The sequence below is a fragment of the Nocardia goodfellowii genome, assembly GCF_017875645.1.
GTDB classification, from domain to species: domain Bacteria; phylum Actinomycetota; class Actinomycetes; order Mycobacteriales; family Mycobacteriaceae; genus Nocardia; species Nocardia goodfellowii.
In genome coordinates, this window is record NZ_JAGGMR010000001.1 from 4,265,076 (window position 1) to 4,279,139 (window position 14,064).

At 67.8% G+C, this 14,064-nt stretch carries 16 protein-coding genes; 5 read left to right on the plus strand and 11 right to left on the minus strand.

Annotated elements, in window-relative coordinates:
- Nucleotides 1-60: 60 nt before the first annotated feature.
- A complete protein-coding gene (locus tag BJ987_RS19580; RefSeq protein WP_209892036.1) occupies nucleotides 61-471 on the minus strand; it encodes a PPOX class F420-dependent oxidoreductase in 411 nt (136 codons plus the stop codon).
- A 49-nt stretch (nucleotides 472-520) separates the two neighbouring features.
- Here BJ987_RS19580 and dprE2 point away from each other — a divergent pair, with 49 nt between their 5' ends.
- The 4 genes from dprE2 to BJ987_RS19595 all read left to right on the plus strand — a co-directional run bounded on the left by dprE2 (nucleotide 521) and on the right by BJ987_RS19595 (nucleotide 4,000).
- The gene (gene dprE2 / locus BJ987_RS19585) at nucleotides 521-1,285 is read left to right on the plus strand and encodes a decaprenylphospho-beta-D-erythro-pentofuranosid-2-ulose 2-reductase (RefSeq protein ID WP_209892039.1); all 765 of its coding nucleotides are present in this window, start codon (nucleotides 521-523) and stop codon (nucleotides 1,283-1,285) included.
- 31 nt (nucleotides 1,286-1,316) lie between these two features.
- A complete protein-coding gene (cbiE, locus tag BJ987_RS19590; protein WP_209892043.1) occupies nucleotides 1,317-2,558 on the plus strand; it encodes a precorrin-6y C5,15-methyltransferase (decarboxylating) subunit CbiE in 1,242 nt (413 codons plus the stop codon).
- A gap of 99 nt (nucleotides 2,559-2,657) precedes the next feature.
- Nucleotides 2,658-3,257, plus strand: coding sequence for a DUF8020 domain-containing protein (locus BJ987_RS37340; RefSeq protein ID WP_245366045.1), 600 nt, complete (start codon nucleotides 2,658-2,660; stop codon nucleotides 3,255-3,257).
- Nucleotides 3,254-4,000 carry a cobalt-precorrin-6A reductase gene (locus BJ987_RS19595; protein ID WP_245367265.1) on the plus strand — a complete coding sequence of 249 codons (747 nt, stop codon included), beginning with the start codon at nucleotides 3,254-3,256 and terminating at the stop codon, nucleotides 3,998-4,000. The genes BJ987_RS37340 and BJ987_RS19595 overlap by 4 nt, the downstream gene beginning before the upstream one ends.
- Nucleotides 4,001-4,012: 12 nt before the next feature.
- On the opposite strand, the gene BJ987_RS19600 is transcribed toward BJ987_RS19595, so the two are convergent.
- The 5 genes from BJ987_RS19600 to BJ987_RS19620 all read right to left on the minus strand — a co-directional run bounded on the left by BJ987_RS19600 (nucleotide 4,013) and on the right by BJ987_RS19620 (nucleotide 8,145).
- Nucleotides 4,013-4,543, minus strand: coding sequence for a PadR family transcriptional regulator (locus BJ987_RS19600; RefSeq protein ID WP_209892049.1), 531 nt, complete (start codon nucleotides 4,541-4,543; stop codon nucleotides 4,013-4,015).
- A gap of 81 nt (nucleotides 4,544-4,624) precedes the next feature.
- Nucleotides 4,625-5,443, minus strand: a complete 819-nt coding sequence (locus BJ987_RS19605) for a MerR family transcriptional regulator (RefSeq protein WP_209892052.1) — start codon at nucleotides 5,441-5,443, stop codon at nucleotides 4,625-4,627.
- A gap of 55 nt (nucleotides 5,444-5,498) precedes the next feature.
- Complete coding sequence (locus BJ987_RS19610; protein WP_245366046.1) at nucleotides 5,499-7,043, minus strand: precorrin-2 C(20)-methyltransferase; 1,545 nt, start codon at nucleotides 7,041-7,043, stop codon at nucleotides 5,499-5,501.
- Nucleotides 7,040-7,675, minus strand: a complete 636-nt coding sequence (locus BJ987_RS19615) for a precorrin-8X methylmutase (RefSeq protein ID WP_209892055.1) — start codon at nucleotides 7,673-7,675, stop codon at nucleotides 7,040-7,042. Before BJ987_RS19615 ends, BJ987_RS19610 begins: the two co-directional genes overlap by 4 nt.
- A 32-nt stretch (nucleotides 7,676-7,707) precedes the next feature.
- Nucleotides 7,708-8,145 carry an Lrp/AsnC family transcriptional regulator gene (locus BJ987_RS19620; protein ID WP_209892058.1) on the minus strand — a complete coding sequence of 146 codons (438 nt, stop codon included), beginning with the start codon at nucleotides 8,143-8,145 and terminating at the stop codon, nucleotides 7,708-7,710.
- 138 nt (nucleotides 8,146-8,283) lie between these two features.
- Between BJ987_RS19620 and ddaH the strand changes: the two genes are divergently transcribed.
- Nucleotides 8,284-9,132 carry a dimethylargininase gene (ddaH, locus tag BJ987_RS19625; protein WP_209892061.1) on the plus strand — a complete coding sequence of 283 codons (849 nt, stop codon included), beginning with the start codon at nucleotides 8,284-8,286 and terminating at the stop codon, nucleotides 9,130-9,132.
- Nucleotides 9,133-9,147: 15 nt separating this feature from the next.
- Here ddaH and BJ987_RS19630 read toward each other — a convergent pair whose 3' ends face one another.
- The 5 genes from BJ987_RS19630 to BJ987_RS19650 all read right to left on the minus strand — a co-directional run bounded on the left by BJ987_RS19630 (nucleotide 9,148) and on the right by BJ987_RS19650 (nucleotide 13,924).
- Nucleotides 9,148-10,269 carry a transcription termination factor Rho, short form gene (locus tag BJ987_RS19630; protein ID WP_372446880.1) on the minus strand — a complete coding sequence of 374 codons (1,122 nt, stop codon included), beginning with the start codon at nucleotides 10,267-10,269 and terminating at the stop codon, nucleotides 9,148-9,150.
- Between the two features lie 323 nt (nucleotides 10,270-10,592).
- Complete coding sequence (gene cobG / locus BJ987_RS19635; protein ID WP_209892065.1) at nucleotides 10,593-11,774, minus strand: precorrin-3B synthase; 1,182 nt, start codon at nucleotides 11,772-11,774, stop codon at nucleotides 10,593-10,595.
- A 166-nt stretch (nucleotides 11,775-11,940) separates the two neighbouring features.
- Entirely contained in the window at nucleotides 11,941-12,351 is a 411-nt protein-coding gene (locus BJ987_RS19640; RefSeq protein ID WP_209892068.1) for an arsenate reductase ArsC, read from the minus strand.
- Nucleotides 12,352-12,458: 107 nt separating this feature from the next.
- Nucleotides 12,459-13,550, minus strand: coding sequence for an ACR3 family arsenite efflux transporter (gene arsB / locus BJ987_RS19645; protein ID WP_209892071.1), 1,092 nt, complete (start codon nucleotides 13,548-13,550; stop codon nucleotides 12,459-12,461).
- Nucleotides 13,547-13,924: an ArsR/SmtB family transcription factor gene (locus BJ987_RS19650; RefSeq protein ID WP_209892074.1), complete on the minus strand. Its 378-nt coding sequence runs from the start codon at nucleotides 13,922-13,924 to the stop codon at nucleotides 13,547-13,549. The genes arsB and BJ987_RS19650 overlap by 4 nt, the downstream gene beginning before the upstream one ends.
- Nucleotides 13,925-14,064 lie beyond the last annotated feature (140 nt).

Below are 14,064 nucleotides of genomic sequence, written 5' to 3' on the forward strand. Positions count from 1 at the left end.
CGGCTACGGCGGTCGGCTGGCTTCCCTTATCCAGGATCAATCGATGGGTGACGCGGCGACTCACGCGGTCCGGGTGCGCAGGTTGCGGCTGCACAGGACGCGGCTGACCTGAATGGCGATGACGACGCGGGTGGGGTTCTCGCGGGGGGTCTTGTAGCGGGCGGCGTAGCGGTGCTCGGCTTCGTGGACGCTGTCGGGGTCGTCGAGGACGGTCGCGGGTCCTTCCAGGGTCAGGTAGCGGGCGCCGTCGACCTGGCTCACCGCCGCGTAACCGGTCTTGCGGACATTGCGGGCCTTGGTGGTCGCGGTGTCGGTGATGATGCGCGCGATCCCGGCTTCCTGGTCCCAGCTGAAGCCGACCGCGACCACGTGCGGGGTGCCGTCGGGGCGCAGCGTGGTGACGGTGGCGAGGTGGCGCTCGGTCAGGAACTCGAGTGCGGCGGGAGAGAGGTCGGCGGCGGTGATCGGCATGGCACGACCGTAGCGTCCGGTGGGACCGGGGCAATGACAGACTGGGCGCATGGGATTGCGAGGAGGGCGCGGTGTCGCCGCGGGGCCGGTGCTGGTGCTCGGTGGGCGTAGTGAGATCGGGCTGGAGGTGGCGCGACGGTTGGCGCCCGGCCGGGTGGTGATTCTGGCGGCGCGGCGCAGTGCCGCGTTGACGGCGGAGGTGGCCGCGCTCGAGGCGGCCGGGGCGACCGCGGTGCACTGTGTCGAGTTCGATGCCGACGACACGGCGAGCCACGCGGCGCTGCTGGAGAAGATCGCGGCCAAGCACGGCCGGATCGGGGTCGCGGTGCTCGCGTTCGGCATTCTGGGCGATCAGGCTCGCGCGGAAGAGGATCCGGCGCATGCGGTCGCGGTCGTGCACACCGATTTCGTCGCGCAGGTCAGTGTGCTCACGACACTGGCCGGTCTGCTGCGGGCGCAAGGCGACGGACAGATCGTGGTCTTCAGTTCGATCGCGGGGGTGCGGGTACGGCGCGCCAATTACGTCTACGGTTCCGCGAAGGCCGGATTGGACGGGTTCGCCTGTGGTCTCGCGGACGCGCTGCACGGCAGCGGCGTGCAGCTGCTGCTGGTTCGCTCGGGTTTCGTCGTCGGCCGGATGACCGCCGGGATGGACGCGGCTCCGTTTGCTAGCACACCGGGCCAGGTGGCCGATGCGGTCGTCGAGGGATTGCGCAAGCACTCCGCGCGGATCGCGGTGCCCCGAATCCTGAACCTGGTGTTCCTCGCGACACGTTTTGTGCCGCGGTCGATTTGGCGGCGGATGCCGCGATGAACCGCGCGGGTCAGCCGAAGGCGCGGCAGTCGTGACGCTCGACTGGTCCGGCGCGCCGATCGCGGTCGTCGGGATCGGCGCCGACGGATGGGACGGTCTGGGACGGGCCGCGCAGGACGCGGTACGGCGCGCCGAGGTGGTTCTCGGCTCGGTCCGGCAGTTGGGTTTCGTGCCGGAAGAGGTTGCGGGCGAGCGTGTTTCGTGGCCGTCACCGCTGGTGCCCGCGCTGCCGGAGCTGTTCGAGCGGTATGCGCGGCGGCGAGTGGCGGTGCTGGCCAGCGGGGACCCGATGTTCTACGGCATCGGAGTGACGCTGGCGCGGTTGTTCGGGCCACAGGCGTTGCGGGTGTTGCCGCAGCCGTCGTCGGTGTCGCTGGCCGGTGCGCGGCTGGGGTGGTCGCTGGCGGAGACGCCGGTGGTCAGTGTGGTCGGGCGGCCGCTGGAAACGATCTTGCCGGAGCTGGCCGACGGACGGCGGGTGCTGGTGTTGAGCGCCGACGAGAACACGCCGGTCCAGCTGGCGGAATTGTTGGCGCGCAATGGTTTCGGAGCTTCGCGGCTGACGGTGCTGGAGCAATTGGGTGGCCCCGCGGAACGCGTCTATTCCGCTGACGCGCAGGAGTGGAAGCACGAACCGGGCGACCCGCTCAACATTGTCGCGATCGAGTGCGTAGCCGATCCCGGGCATCCACGGGCCACGCGCATTCCCGGCTTGGCGGATTCCTGGTACGCCGGTGACGGCCAGTTGACCAAGCATGAGGTCCGGACGTTGACGCTGTCGGCGCTGGCGCCCGCGCCGGGGGAATTGCTGTGGGATGTCGGCGGCGGTTCGGGGACGGTGGCGATCGAATGGTGCCGGACACATCCGGCCTGCCGGGCAGTGAGCTTCGAGCGGATCGAGTCCCGGCGACGGCAGATCACCGCCAACGCCGCCACGTTGGGCGTCCCGCACCTCGAGGTGCGGGGCGAGGTGCTGGCCGAGCTGGAGAAAACCGCCGCATTACCAACCCCGGACGCTATTTTCGTCGGGGGCGGACTGACCCAGGATGGCTTACTCGAGACATGCTGGTCACATCTAGGCCACGGTGGTCGCCTGGTCGCGAATGCGGTCACGGCGGAATCCGAAGCGCTGCTTCTGAATTGGGCGACCGCGCAGGGCGGTGAACTGCGGAAGTTTCAGATTTACCGGGCGGAACCGCTCGGTGGTTTCACCGCGTGGCGACCGCAACTGCCGGTCACTCAGTGGTCGGTGCGCAAGGCGGCCACCGGGTGAAGTGCCCGTCGCGCGGGTGAATCCCGCGCGTGGCCCCGGTAGGGTCGGCCCCGAGATCCGACTTTGATCTTCGGGTCCGTATTCCTGACGGGGAGATTTATGAAGTACAAGAAATTTGCCGCCACCGCGATCATCGCCGCCGCCGCCACCGGCATCGCCGCCGGAACCGCCGGTGCGGCTCCGGCGGTCCCGGCGCCCGCCGTGCAGAACCAGGGCGCGCCCGCCGTGCAGGGCCAAGACCAAGGCGTGAACTACGCGGTGCAGGTGGCCGACAAGTCGATCGTGGCCGCCCTCACCGGTGGCGCGTTCAGCCTGGACGAGGACAAGAAGTACGTCACGGTGAAGAACGCCGAGGGCGCCGTCGTCACCCAGATCCCGCTGGCCGCGCAGGTCGGCGAGCAGCTGATCCCGATCGCCGCCACCATCGACGAGGCCGGCCAGAAGCTGACCCTCACCCCGGAACTGAAGGACGTCGTGCTCAGCGCCGACGCGCCGAAACTGCAGGCCGAGGCCATCGGCTCGCAGGAATGGTTCTTCTCCGAGCTGCAGCGCGCCTCGCTCGGCGCGGTCATCGGCGGCATCATCGGCTTCTTCTTCCTCGGCGTCGGTGTCTTCCCGGGCGCGCTCATCGGCCTGCTCATCGCCGGTGGTCCGAGCCTGATCAACGCGGGCATCGCCTACTTCAGCGGGCAGCCCTGAACGTCCTGATTCTGGGCGGGACCCGGGAAGCCCGGGAACTGGCCGATCGCGCGTCCGGCGAGCGAGGATTCGATATCGTTTCCTCGCTCGCCGGACGCGTTAGCGACCCACTCCTGCCCCCCGGTGCGGTGCGCATCGGCGGTTTCGGGGGAGCCGAGGGTTTGCGAGAGTGGCTGGCGGACAACAAGATCGATGCCGTCGTCGATGCCACCCACCCCTTCGCCGGGACCATGAGCGCCCACGCCGCCACCGCCGCGGGTGCGCTCGGTGTGCCGCTGCTGCACGTGCGCAGACCCGGCTGGACCGAGCAACCCGGCGACCACTGGATCCGAGTCCCCGATCTGGCCGCGGCCGCCGAGGCGCTCGCGGATCTGGGCGAGCGCGTCTTCCTGACCATCGGCCGCCAGGGGGTGGCCGCCTTCGCCGGTCTGCATCGGCACTGGTTTCTGATCCGTGCCATCGATCCGCCCGAGGGTGCGGTGCCGATCCGGCACCAATTGCTGCTCGCGCGTGGGCCTTTCCCGGTGGCCGAGGAGGCCGGTTTGCTCGCCGAGCACCGCATCGAGGTCCTGGTCACCAAGGACAGCGGCGGTACGCTCACCGACGCCAAACTCACCGCCGCCCGTGCCGCCGGTCTGCCGGTGGTGATGGTCGACCGGCCCGCGCTGCCACCAGGGGGCGCGGTGGTCGATTCCGCGGTGGAGGCATGGAACTGGTTGCGGCGCAAGCAGACCGAGAAGTAGAGCGCCCACCGCTCAGTCGGCGAGCAGATCCGGAAGTCGCTCGAACCAGTCGAGGACGCTGCGCTCATAGGTGATGCCGAAGGCGAGGGTGGCGCGCAGGTGCGGCGGCATCTCGGTGGACTCTTGGGCGAGGTAGCCGTCGAGCCGTTTTTGGTGAATCGTCCTGTTGGCGGCGATGATTCGATCGCGGTGCCCTGGCTCCAAGTGGTCCCCGAAGGCCAGCGTCAGCAGCAGCGGCACCCGGATGGTTTCGGCTCCGGGATCACGAGAGATCCACTCGCGGAACGCATCCCGGCCCGACTCGGTGATCTGGTAGGGCGTGCGATCGCGAGCGCCGACCGCCCCCTTCGTCACCAGTCCGGCGGCGTCCATCGCGGCGAGCTCCCGGTAGACCTGGCTCTGCGTGATGGTCCAGAAATCGCCGATCCGATCCTGTGCCATAGTGGTCAGGTCCCACCCGGACATCGGCCCCTCGTGCAGGAAGCCGAGCAGTGACGCCGCTGTGGAGTTCAGCGGTTTGCGCCGAGCCGCGGTTTCGCTCACCGTCGGGCTCCCAGCACCAGTCGATATTCCATAGTGGAATATTACCGGACCGATGCCGGGAAGCCGACGGCGACGCTCCGGTTACGGCTTGCTGATCTGAATTTGGATCTCGGTCACCCAGTCCGCGACGTCCTCGGGGCAGTGCAGGTAGACCTCGCGCCCGAACCCGTGCTGCTGATAGCCGTTGTCGGCGATCCAGCGTGCGACGGCCCGATACGTCTCATCGATCAGGTCCATCGACCCGCGGTGGATCGCGGTCGCGGCCTGGTCGATCGCGGGCAGGTCGACGACCTCGACATCCGCCGCCGAAGCGGGTCGCTCGGCGACCTGCATGCCCGCGTGGACGAGCACGCTGTCACCTTCGGCCGGCTCGTAGGTCGCGATGCCGGGACCCGTGATCGTGGTGCCCGTGCGTTCCAGTCGCCCACAGATCTCCTGGTAGAGCGGCTGGATGACCGGGCCGATGTCCTCAGGTGCGAAGGACGCGGCCTGCTCGGTGAGCCGCGCGACGCGGACGGAATCGACTTTCTTCACCACAATGTCGTCGGTATGCATGATGCCTTCGCTTTCGATTGCTCGAAGACGTGCCTCCACCCGGCGCAGCCTGGCCTCGTCGAGGGCGATCTGCTGACGCAGTTGGGCGCGCCGAACCAACAGCGTGCCCCGCAACTGCTCCAGCGAGATCTTCTCGTCGAGTACCACCTTGACCTGCTCCAGTGTCAGGCCGAGGTCTTTCAGCGCGACCAATCGGTTCAGTCGTGCCAGCTGGGCGGCTTCGTAGTGGCGGTAGCCGGTGGCCGGGTCGGTGTGTGCGGGTGGAAGCAAACCGACCGCGTCGTAGTGACGCAGCATCCGCACCGATACGCGACCGAGGTGGGCGAAGTCTCCGATAGTGAACATGACCGCTTCTGTCTACGGGCTGACACCGTGTCAGGGTCAAGATCGGTGTGCTGGTCTAGGTGCTGTAGCGGCGCGAGGTGAAAACGCGGGGGCCGTCCGGCGACTCGACAACCGTGGTGGTGGACGCGCCGATGATGAGCAAGGTGCGCATGTCCACGTCGGCCTGTTCGAGTTCCGACAGGGCGACCACGCGCACCGATTCGGTGGGACCGCCGACGTCGCGGCCGAGCACCACGGGGGTGTCCGGCTTGCGGTGTTCCAGCAGCAGATCGCGCATCGCGCCGACCTGCCAGGTGCGCTGGGAGGACGCCGGGTTGTAGATCGCGATGGCCATATCGGCGGCGGCGACCGCCGAAAGGCGCTGTGCGACAACCTCCCACGGCTTCAAGCGGTCGGAGAGGGAGATCATGGCGTAGTCGTGGCCGAGGGGCGCGCCGACGCGGCTGGCGACCGCGTTGGCCGCGGTGAGGCCCGGCAGCACCCGTACCGGGACATCGCGCCACTGCGGGTCGGCCGATTCCTCCAACACCGCGGCGGCCATGGCGAAGACGCCGGGATCGCCCGAGGAGACCACCACCACCTTCGCGCCGTTCTTCGCCAAATCCAGTGCCATGGCGGCACGTTCGGATTCGACCTTGTTGTCGCTGGCGTGCCTGCGCTGGCCCTGCCGTTCCGGAACTCGATCGATATAGGTGGTGTAGCCAACGAGATCGGTAGCTCGCGCCAGCGCCTGCCGGACCTCCGGCGTGGTCCACTCCGGTGAGCCGGGACCGAGCCCGACCACCACGACCTCGCCGGTGCTCGCACCTGTGGCGGCGGACCGGCCGGCATCTGGTTCCGCGGCGGACTTCGCACGCGGCAACCGGGTGGTCGGTGTGGGGCCGGGAACCAGGGTGATCGAGAAGTACGGCACGTCGGCGTCCTCGACCTCCGCGGCCGCGAGCACGCGCTGACGGGTGGAACTCGCGCGTTCGATGTAGTAAGCGTCGTCCAGGCGGCCGGAATCCGAGAGTGCCTGGCGCACACCGGGATAGGTGCGGCCGAGTTTCATGATGGCGGCCGCGTCGGTGTCGCGCAGACGACGGGTGAGCTCGTCGGCGGGCAGGGTGCCGGGCAGGACGGTGAGGACCTGTTCGCCCTCGACCAGCGGGGTGCCCAGCGCCGCCGAGGCCGCGCTGACCGAGGTGATGCCGGGAATGATCTCGGCTTCGAACCGGTCGGCGAGACGCCGGTGCATATGCATGTAGGAGCTGTAGAAGAGCGGGTCGCCCGCGGCGAGCAGGGCGACGGTTCGTCCCGCCGAAAGATGAGCGGCCAGGCGTTCGGCGGCGTCCGCGTAGAACTCGTCGATCGCGCCCTGATAGCCGCCCGGATGATCGGTGGTTTCGGTGGTGACCGGGTAGACCAGGTGCTCCTCGAGTTGCCCCGCGCGCATGTACGGCGCGGCGATGCCACGGGAGATGCTGCGGCCGTGCCGGGCGCTGTGAAAAGCGATGACATCGGCCGAGGCGATGATCTTGGCGGCCTTGACGGTGACCAGTTCCGGGTCGCCCGGGCCCAGCCCGACACCCCACAGTTTGCCGGGCATGATGTCGCTCATTCCTGTTCGCTCGCAATCGCGTTCAATGCCGAAGCGGTGATCGCGCTGCCGCCGCGCCGGCCCCGCACCGTCAGATATTCGAGGTCGCCGTACTCGATCAGCGCGTCCTTCGATTCGGCGGCGCCGATGAAGCCGACGGGGATGCCCAGGACGGCGGCCGGTCGCGGCGCGCCCGCGTCGAGCAAGTCGAGCAGATGGAACAGGGCGGTGGGGGCGTTGCCGATCGCCACGACCGCGCCGTCGAGGCGGTCGCGCCACAGTTCGAGGGCGGCGGCGGAGCGGGTATTGCCCAGGGCCGCGGCCAGTTCCGGCACCCGGGGGTCGGCGAGGGTGCAGATCACCTCGTTGTCCGCGGGCAGGCGCTTGCGGGTGACGCCGGAGGCGACCATGTTCGCATCACAGAGAATCGGCGCGCCCGCGCGCAGTGCCGTGCGCGCGGCCGCGACCACGCCGGGGGAGAACGCGATGTCCTCGGCGAGGTCGACTTGCCCGCAGCCGTGGATCATTCGCACCACCACCTGCGCCACGTCCGCCGGGAACCGGCTCAACTCGGCCTCCGCACGGATCGTCGCGAACGAGCGCCGATAGATCTCGGCCCCGTCGGTGAGGTAGCTGGCACGCACGTCGGACATGCGCACCACCCTATGAGGGACGCCGATTCGGCTCAGGTGCGGGGGCGCTCCAGGAGGCGGGACATGACGATGGAACTGCGGGTGCGCCCGACGCGGGCGTTCTCCCGGATATGTTCCACGGTCGATTCGATCTCGGCCATATCCTTCGCCATCACGTGCACGAGTGCGTCGGCTTCGCCCGCGATGGTCCACACGCCGATGACCTGGGAGATCGGTTCCAGGCTGCGACGCAGTTCGGCCGGGGAGATGTTGTCGCGGTAGTAGACCTCGACGTAGGCCTCGGTGGTCCAGCCCAGCGCGGCCGGGTTGACCAGTGCGGTGAATCCGGTGATCTGCCCGCTGGCGACCATGCGGTCGACCCGCCGTTTCACCGCGGGCGCCGACAGGCCCACCGCCGAGCCGATTTCCTGGAACGAGGCGCGCGCGGATTTCAGCAAATGGCCCAGGATTCGGCGGTCGAGGTCGTCCACGTCACACTCTTTCGCGTCAAGCGCAATGAATCGCCGTTTTCACGATCAACTGCGCAACAAATTGATGTTCCTGACGCAATGGTAGGTCATTTACCGTCGTTGCTGCCTGCATATTCCGCGCCGACTTCGGGAGCCACGATGACTTCTGTAGCCACCCTGCCCGCCTCCGACCCGACTCCGGCGCGACAACCGTCCGCACGCCGCTTCGTCATGTGCCGCCCAGACCATTTCGCCGTCTTCTATGCGATCAATCCGTGGATGAACCCGGCTGAACCCGTCGACCGCGCCTTGGCCATCGCGCAATGGGAGACCCTGCGCGCGGTCTACGAACAGTACGGTCACCAGGTCGATCTGGTTCCCGGCGAACCAGGCCTGCCGGACATGGTTTTCGCGGCCAATAGCGGTCTGGTCTACGGCGGCCGGGTGATGTCGGCCCGCTTCACCCATCCGGAACGCGCCGCCGAAGGTCCCGCCTACCACCACTGGTTCGCCCAGCGCGGTTTCGGCGAGGTGGTCGCGGCGCGCGAAACAAACGAGGGCGAAGGCGATTTCATCCGTGTCGGCCCCCGGATTCTCGCCGCCACCGGCTTCCGCAGCTCGGTCGCCGCGCATCGCGAGGTGGAACACTACTTCGGCCGCCCCGTTGTCTCGCTCGAGTTGGTCGACCCGCGCTTCTATCACCTCGACACCGCGCTGATGGCGCTCGACGAGGACAACATCGCTTATTTCCCAGCCGCTTTCAGCCCGGACAGCCGCGCCATCCTGAGCGCCCTGTACCCGGACGCCATCGTCGCCACCGACGCGGACGCGGTCGTCCTCGGCCTCAACGGCGTCTCCGACGGCTACAACGTCTTTCTCAGCGACCGGGCCCGCAACCTTCAGGAAGTGTTGCGCGCCAACGGTTACAACCCGGTCGGGCTGGATCTGTCCGAACTCTTGCGCGCGGGCGGTGGCGTCAAATGCTGCACGCTCGAGCTGCACGACTGATAGCGGACGGCGGGGTCAGCCCGCGTTGCGGATCTGGGTCAGGAACTCGGAATTGGTCTCGGTTTGCCGCAGGCCGGTCAGCAGGAGTTCGATAGCCTGCTGCGGCTCGCGGCCCGAGATCGTCTTGCGCAGGGATCGAGTGGCGACGAGTTCCGCTGGGGTGAGCAGCAATTCCTCTTTACGAGTGCCCGAGCGATCGATATCGATCGCGGGGAATACGCGGCGTCCGGCGATCTGCCGGTCGAGTTTCAGCTCGGCGTTACCGGTGCCCTTGTATTCCTCGAAGATGACGGTGTCGGCCAGCGAGCCGGTTTCGACCAGGGCGGTCGCGATGATGGTGAGCGAGCCGCCGTGCTCGATATTGCGTGCGGCGCCGAGGAATTTCTTCGGCGGGGCGAGCGCGCCCGCGTCGACGCCGCCGGACAGGATCCGGCCGGAGCCGGCGGCCGCGAGGTTGTAGGCGCGGGCCAGGCGAGTCAGGGAGTCCAGCAGGACGACCACGTCGTGGCCCATTTCGACGCGGCGCTTGGCGTGTTCGATGGCCAGTTCGGCCAGCGCGATGTGTTCGTGGGCGGGTTGGTCGAAGGTCGCGGCGGCGACTCGGGCCGGGACCGCGCGCGACAGGTCGGTCACCTCCTCCGGGCGTTCGCCGATCAGGATGAGCACCAGTTCGCACTCGGGATGATTCTTGGCGATGCCGTGCGCGATCGCTTGCAGCACAGAGGTTTTGCCCGCCTTGGGCGGTGCCACGATCATGGCGCGCTGGCCTTTGCCGATCGGCATCACCAGGTCGGTCGCCCGGGTGGTGAGTTCATGCTTTTCGGTCTCCAGCCGAAGCCGGTCCTGCGGGTAGATGGGCGTGAGATCAGCGAAGTGCGGCCGAGACTTGGCGTTGCCGGGCGGTAGGCCGTTGATGGTGGCGACCGCGGTCAGCGGAGGAAGCTTGGCCCCTTCGCGCTGGACGCCGACGGTGCCGGTGAGCGTGTCGCCGCGGCGAAGTCCGTAGTCGCGGACCAAACGCGGCGGCACGTGAGCGTCACGCGGACCGGGCAGATAGCCGTCGGCGCGCAGCGTGGCGTGGTTGTCGGTGATGTCGAGGATGCCGGTGACCGGCGTCTGAATAGTGTTGTCTTGCATGATGTTTCCCCTGAGGGTGAGATGTTGGAGGCGGCGGATCGCCGGGACTTCCGCCGGTTGGAATGGCGCTCGCAACCCAGATCGAGATGAATGGGGCCGGGTATGCGGGATCGCCGTGGCGATTGGGGGTTTGTGGGAGGGAGTTGACACCTACGTCCACAAGATGGAGATATCCCTAGGATAGCCGTACTGTGTGGTTCGCGCAAACGGGGTGCGGTTTGGGGGCCGGCCCGGGACTCGGCGCAACCCCGAGATCGCGCACTTGATCCGGCAAATATCTTGGGGAGCAGTCGTTCTGGCGATGTGGCAGCCGTCGCTGGCGATCAATCGATGCGGTAACCGTCAGGGGTGGCGGTGACGTCGGTTACCACGCCGCGGGGGCGGCCGCAGTGGCGCTCGCAACCGGACCAGTGCTGTCGTCCTGCGGCTACGACATCGTGCGCGGCGAGGTTCTTCGATCGGGGCTCACTATGGTTCGTTCCGGTGGGCAGGACCCGGCCCGATTCGACCGCCGCGGTGACATCCGCCCGCACATCGGTGTGCGATTTCGCGCAGCCCGGCTGGCCGGCACAAGCGCTGACCAGCAGCCACGGTGAGTTCGCGTCGAAAATCAGTCCCATCGGGGCCAGCACGCGGACCACCTGCTCGGCTGCGCCCTCCGTCAGATCGGTGATGATCAGACTTCGCCAGGGGGTCACGAAGATCGGGCGTTCGATGGCGGCGAGGAATTCGGCGAGGCGGGCGGGCAGGGATCCCAGGCGAACCCCCGCGCCGAGACTGACGAGGCCGTTGTCCTGATCCAGCCAGCCGATCGGGATGTTTTGGGCTGCAACGAATTCCAGCGGTTCCGCAGTGGGGGAGAGGCCGAGGTGATCGATCACCGCACTCACCCCGTCCTGGACCTCGTGCAGCCGCCACTGCCCGGAACTCAGGTCGAGGAACCCGTGCGCCGCGGCCAGCATGACGTCGACGGCATCGGACGCGTGCACCCTTATCCCGCTGTCCTGTCCGGCGAGCACCAGCGCGAACTCGTCCGGCCCGACCGCGTGCACGCCGATATCGCCACCGAGCCCGCTGACATCTCCGCGCCCGTCGTCGAGGGTGAACAGCACACGCCCGGGTAGCTGGGCCAGGCGCTCCTCCGCGCGCAATCCGGAATCGAGCGCGAGCACCAGCGCATGGACATCGGCCAGGCCGCCGATCCGGCCCGCCAGCGGCGAGGCGACGATATTTCGGACCCGCTCATGAGAGTGACTGGGTAGCAAACCCGCCGCCGCCAGCCGCCGAGACAGCTCACCGGCATCCCGCACCTGCCGCAACTGCAGGTTCCCCCGCGAGGTCAGCTCGATGGCGCCGTCACCGAGCTCATCCGCGGCTTCCGCGAGCACTTGCCACTGCCCAGGCTCGAGCCGACCCCCGGGCACCCGCACCCGCGCCAGCGGTCCGTCGGCCGCCTGATGCAGCCGCAGCACCCCGGGGCAGGAATCGGAAACCTCACGCGTCACCCTTCGAGCCTACGAGCCGTCACCCCGCACCCCGCGATCGGCTTCGACGGCTCGATTCGACAGATTCGTCCGGTTGGCTTCGTCTTGCCGAAGGACGACCCCAGCGGGCCCAAAGCTCGCGCCTTACTTGGGCTACTGGATTTCGCTGGTCGGCAGACTGCTCGGTTCAGCTCGGCGACCCCGCGAGTTCGAAGATCAGCTTCTCGACGTGGTCCCGGATTCGGTCGCGGATGGGGCGCACCGCTTCGATCCCCTGGCCTGCCGGGTCGTCGAGTTTCCAGTCGCGGTAGTCCACGCCCGGGAAGTACGGGCAGGCATCTCCACACCCCATGGTGATGACGACAGTGGAGGACTCGACGGTGTCGGGAGTCAGTATTTTCGGGGCCTGTGCGGTGATGTCGATGCCGACCTCGCGCATGGCTTCCACGGCGGCCGGGTTGAGGGTCTCGGCGGGCGCCGAACCGGCGGAGCGGGCTTCGATGGTGTCGCCGGCGAGGTGGGTGAGGAAGCCTTGTGCCATCTGGGAGCGTCCGGCGTTATGGACGCAGACGAACAAGACGCTGGGCTTGGAAGCCATTGCGGGATAGGCCTTTCGGTATAGCTAGTGAGCAGTGCGCGGTGATGTCGAGTCGATACCGCTCTGGCCTGTCGCGTCGACGCAGCCGAACGGCGCTGACGGTGTCCTCACGGCAGCGCGGCCGGTGTGGTGGACGTGGGCTCGAATCGTTTGCGCAGGGCGAGTGAGACATAGACAAGTCCGACGAGGACGGGGACCTCGATGAGCGGGCCGACGACTCCGGCGAGTGCCTGGCCGGAGGTGGCCCCGTAGGTGGCGATCGCGACGGCGATGGCGAGTTCGAAGTTGTTGCCCGCCGCGGTGAACGCCAGCGTGGTGGTGCGTTCATATCCCAAACCCATGACAGCACCGAGTGCGTAGCCGCCGCCCCACATCAGGGCGAAGTAGACCAGCAGCGGGATGGCGATGCGCACCACATCCAGGGGTTGGGAGGTGATCTGTTTTCCTTGCAGTGCGAACAGGATCACGATCGTGAACAGCAGCCCGTAGAGGGCCCACGGGCCGATGGTGGGCAGCAGTTTCGACTCGTACCATTCACGGCCCTTGGCTTGTTCGCCGAAGCGCCGGGTCAGGTATCCGGCCAGCAGTGGTATGCCGAGGAAGATCAGCACCGATTTCGCGATCTGCCACGGCGAGGTGTCGATGGTGGTCTGTTCCAGACCGAGCCAGCCGGGCAGGACCGAGAGGTAGAACCAGCCCAGTACCGCGAACATGATGACTTGGAAGATCGAGTTCAATGCCACCAGCACGGCGGCGGCTTCGCGGTCACCGCAGGCCAGGTCGTTCCAGATGATGACCATCGCGATGCAGCGGGCGAGCCCGACGATGATCAATCCGGTGCGGTATTCGGCGAGATCGGGCAGCAGCAGCCAGGCCAGGGCGAACATCAGCGCCGGGCCCAGCACCCAGTTCAACATCAGCGAGCCGATGAGGAGTTTGCGGTCGCCGGTGACGGTATCGAGGCGGTCATAGCGGACCTTGGCCAGCACCGGATACATCATGATCAGCAGCCCGAGAGCGATCGGCAGCGAGATGCCGTCTATCTCGACGGTGCTCAGGGCGTCACCGAGGCCGGGGACCAGGCGGCCCAGCAGCAGCCCGGCGGCCATCGCGACACCGATCCACACCGGCAGGAACCGGTCCAGGGTGGACAGCTCGGCGACGACACCGTGGCCGGGATGTGCGGTCTCGACGCTCACGCGAGGACCTCGCTCGCGGCGCCGCTTTCCACCAGCAGCACCGCCGAAAGACGTTGCAGCGCTTCGGGGATCACCCGGTAATACACCCAGGAGGCGCGGCGTTCACTGTCGAGCAATCCGGCCTCGCGCAACACCTTGAGGTGGTGGGAGATCGTCGGCTGGGTGACATCGATGCCTTCGGACAGATCGCACACGCAGGCTTCCTGGCCTTCGCGGGAGGCGATCGTGCTGAGCAGCCGCAACCGCACCGGATCGGAGAGCGCCTTGAACACGCTCGCCAGCTCGGCGGCGGTCGTTTCGGTCAACGGTGCGCGCACGATCGGCGCGGCCGAGCACTCCTGCACCGGGGTGATCGGCAGCTTCGACTTCGACATACGTCTATATTGACAGGTATCTATCCCGCGGCCCAAGCGAACAACCGATGAACACAAGCGTCATCTCCGACCGACCCGGGTCGGCCCGCCGGTAGAGCCTGGGCTACCGGTGGCCCCAGATCAACCGGCCCACAACTCGC